The following is a 3,129-nucleotide window of genomic DNA, read 5'->3' on the forward strand; positions in this document are numbered from 1 at the left end:
AAATAGAAGCGAAAGTAAAAAAGCTCTACCCTGATGCAGATACCAAACTTCAACATCAAATCGTCGAAGTTGCTGTTGAATCACTTGAAAGCATGGTATTTATCAAAGGTGGAACCTTCATGATGGGTGCATTTAAAGCACCTTGTAGTCCCATTTCTACGGATAGAATGGATTGGTCGCCAGATGCTAAATGTAATACAACGATTTCCAACTTTAAAACGGGCTCTAATTTTATACATAAAGTGACCTTAAGTAACTACTCATTAGCTAATCATGAAACGACTTATCACGGTTTTGATGCTTTTAAAAAGGCACATCATCGACCTGTCGTTGATGCTGATATGAGAGAAAAATATGACTTTTCTGATGATGAGTTTAAAAACACAGCAGTACCAACTAAAACCTGGCAAGAGGCAAAAGATTACTGTTTATGGCTGGGTGAATTAACGAGTTCTCCGATTGACTTACCGACAGAAGCACAATGGGAATATGCAGCAAGAAATCGTGGAAAGCATCTATACTATGCTACCAACAACGGTTATCTCCAACCCAAAAATGGTAGGCATCTAGTTGATGGTAGGTATGTCGATTACACAAAAGATGAATGGAATATTGGTAACGATAACGATATGTATGAGGTTAAATTGTATCCACCCAACCCACTTGGTTTGTATGACATGTCTGGAAATACACAAGAATGGGTCAATGATTGGTATAGCAAAGATTATTATCAACAATCCTCAGAACTCGATCCTCAAGGCCCATCAACAGGAGCTAAAAAGGTCTTAAGAGGGTGGGACCTAACTACTTACAGAACAGGTGAAGATATAGTTCAAAAAAGATATTACCCAACATACGGCTTTCGTTGCGCGGTTCAACAAACGACACCAGTAAAGTAGTATGCATTTAGTATCGGCAATAATAACCTATGGCTATTATTGCCGGTAACGTTGCATTACGGTTTTAAATTATTACGCTTGATTTTTAGGTGTGGACTGGTAGGTGTGTATGGGAATATTTTTTGAACCATCCCTATATTTTCTAAATAATTCACACTTGCTAACTGAGCAATCCATTGATTAAATTCTTTTTGTTGATCGCCATCTAAGATGTAATTTATACGCTGTAGGTTATTTATAAGCGCATTATCTGAACTTTGTTTTTTACCTTCGATATTCATGTGGGCTAACACTTCAACAAACTTGCGCCAAGAGCGAATAGTACCGCTTAATAACACATAAATTGCTGCTTCCTGCTCCTCCTCAAGATTAAACCAATATGTATGTACTAGGGTATTGAGCATCATTCCCACCGTTTCAGGAGGAAGAACTCTTAAACTAACGCCACTCAATATGTTTCGATCTAAAATTCGCTTTGTTAAACGTTTGGCTTCATCTGAAATGAATAATTCTTTGTTGATATGAGCTAATCGGTCTGACCACCACTCCCCAATATTTTCAGTACCAATTTCTATTGCATCTTTTATTGTGAAATCTTTTTCTGTAAATGCACTAAAAGCGGCTATATATAAATAAGTGTAAGCCTCTTTATTTATATTATCCATAATACGGTAGCCAATAGTATCAATCGCTTCCCAAATAATTTTTGCCAATTCAAATAGCTGTGAAAAGTCAATTGTGGTGCCAAACCCACCGGACGCTCCAGGTCCCCATACTAAGCGTGCACAACAATGGCATTCAAATTTACCCTTGATTAAACGAAGCTGAAAATCGATTCCAGCACCAAGCCCAAACGCCACATTGCCTTCCGCTTTAATTTCAATTAAAGCCGAAAAATCAGTCGTCCCCGTCTTTTGAGGGGTTAGCCACTCTACCTTTCCACTTAATTGCCCGCCAGCTTGAGCACCAGCAAACCCTTCAGCACTGACACCTATTTGCCCTGATGGTCTTACCCCAATCGTGGGGAAAGGAGAGAAAATAACCCCAGTTCCCGCACTTTTCTCAGCTTGATTACTGATCATAGCTTTTCCATTAACCATAGCGGTCACTAAACAACTTAATGTTAATGTTGCGCTACATCTAAAATGCCCTAGAGGGTATAAGGCGGGTAAATGTACACCTTTTCTGGCCATGTTTGACCAAAAGCCTTGTTGATTCCCCGGCGCTTGCGCTGGAATGTGCTGAGAATTGTACGGGGTATGTTTCATGGTTATTTTCTATCTTTCTTCGGCGTTAACGATTTCCTGAGTGAGAATACACGCTAAATAGACTGGGCAATAATTGGCCTGATTATAAGATATGACCTCCACAAAAAAGCACGCCGAGATGGGCGTGCTTATTATGCGTTAGGCAGAAGCCGTGTTTGGTGTGGTTGCTATAGAATCAGTGGTAGGGATCGGTATAACTTCACCCAATGGTGGCTCTGAATTTTGCTTCTCAACAATTTTCGTCACTGCTTGTTCAAACGCTTCATCATCCATACTGAACCAAAAATCTGGCTTTCGATGATGCGCCTTATCATAAGCAACGGTTGCACTGTCTTTATGGCGAAAAGGCTCATTCATTGGAATGTCGGGCAAAGGCTGGCTCACATCCATATAGGCTTGGATCATGTTCCATAAGCGTTTGTATTCATCAAGATCTCTTGAACCATTGATAAAACGGCCAATGGGTACCCCATGTTTATAACCATTATAACGATGAACAAGAAACAGTTGATAATTAATAAAACCTTGTGGGGTTGGCGATGTTGTCAGGTAGCAATCAAACTCAACAAAAGGGTGACTAAATCGCACCTTATTACCGAAGCCATGTAGTGTGACCATGCCCGTTTCTCGGCTTAATGAAAATAACGTTTTAATGGGTAATTTTCCATTAAAAAAAGAGAAAGACCACCAAATGAGTAAACACACCACTAAAATACATGCCATGCCTAGATAGATTTGATTGTATTCATCCTGTCCTGAACTATCCACAAGGTTCATGACACCTGCAACCAAAAAAAACAACGGCATCATATAGAGAGCAATAAATTTTCCGAATGTCACGGCATAAAAATAGACCAAGCCCCACCATGGCAATGTGATGTCTCTAATTTGACGTTCGTTGTAGCCGCCTTCAGATGGGTCTAACGTTCTAAGCTCAGAGGGTTTACGGGATCGCAACACTT

The 3,129-nt window shown here is 39.9% G+C and carries 3 protein-coding genes; 1 reads left to right on the forward strand and 2 read right to left on the reverse strand.

From position 1 onward, the window contains the following. Positions 1 to 899, forward strand: an 899-nt coding sequence (locus tag C9J45_RS21285; protein ID WP_107292996.1) for an SUMF1/EgtB/PvdO family nonheme iron enzyme, incomplete at its 5' end; no start/stop codon positions are given. Between the two features lie 56 nt (positions 900 to 955). Here C9J45_RS21285 and C9J45_RS21290 read toward each other — a convergent pair. Next, a complete protein-coding gene (locus C9J45_RS21290; protein ID WP_158260238.1) occupies positions 956 to 1,981 on the reverse strand; it encodes a hypothetical protein in 1,026 nt (341 codons plus the stop codon). 324 nt (positions 1,982 to 2,305) lie between these two features. Then, a partial coding sequence (locus C9J45_RS21295) for a hypothetical protein (protein WP_107292998.1) occupies positions 2,306 to 3,129 on the reverse strand: 824 nt, incomplete at its 5' end.

The sequence above is a fragment of the Photobacterium sp. GB-1 genome (assembly GCF_003026165.1).
In the GTDB taxonomy this organism is placed as follows: domain Bacteria; phylum Pseudomonadota; class Gammaproteobacteria; order Enterobacterales; family Vibrionaceae; genus Photobacterium.

What these genes read in the sequence shown, in the direction of transcription:
- C9J45_RS21290 (WP_158260238.1), bottom strand. Translation starts at nt 1,981, where the DNA reads ATGATCAGTAATCAAGCTGAGAAAAGTGCGGGAACTGGGGTTATTTTC.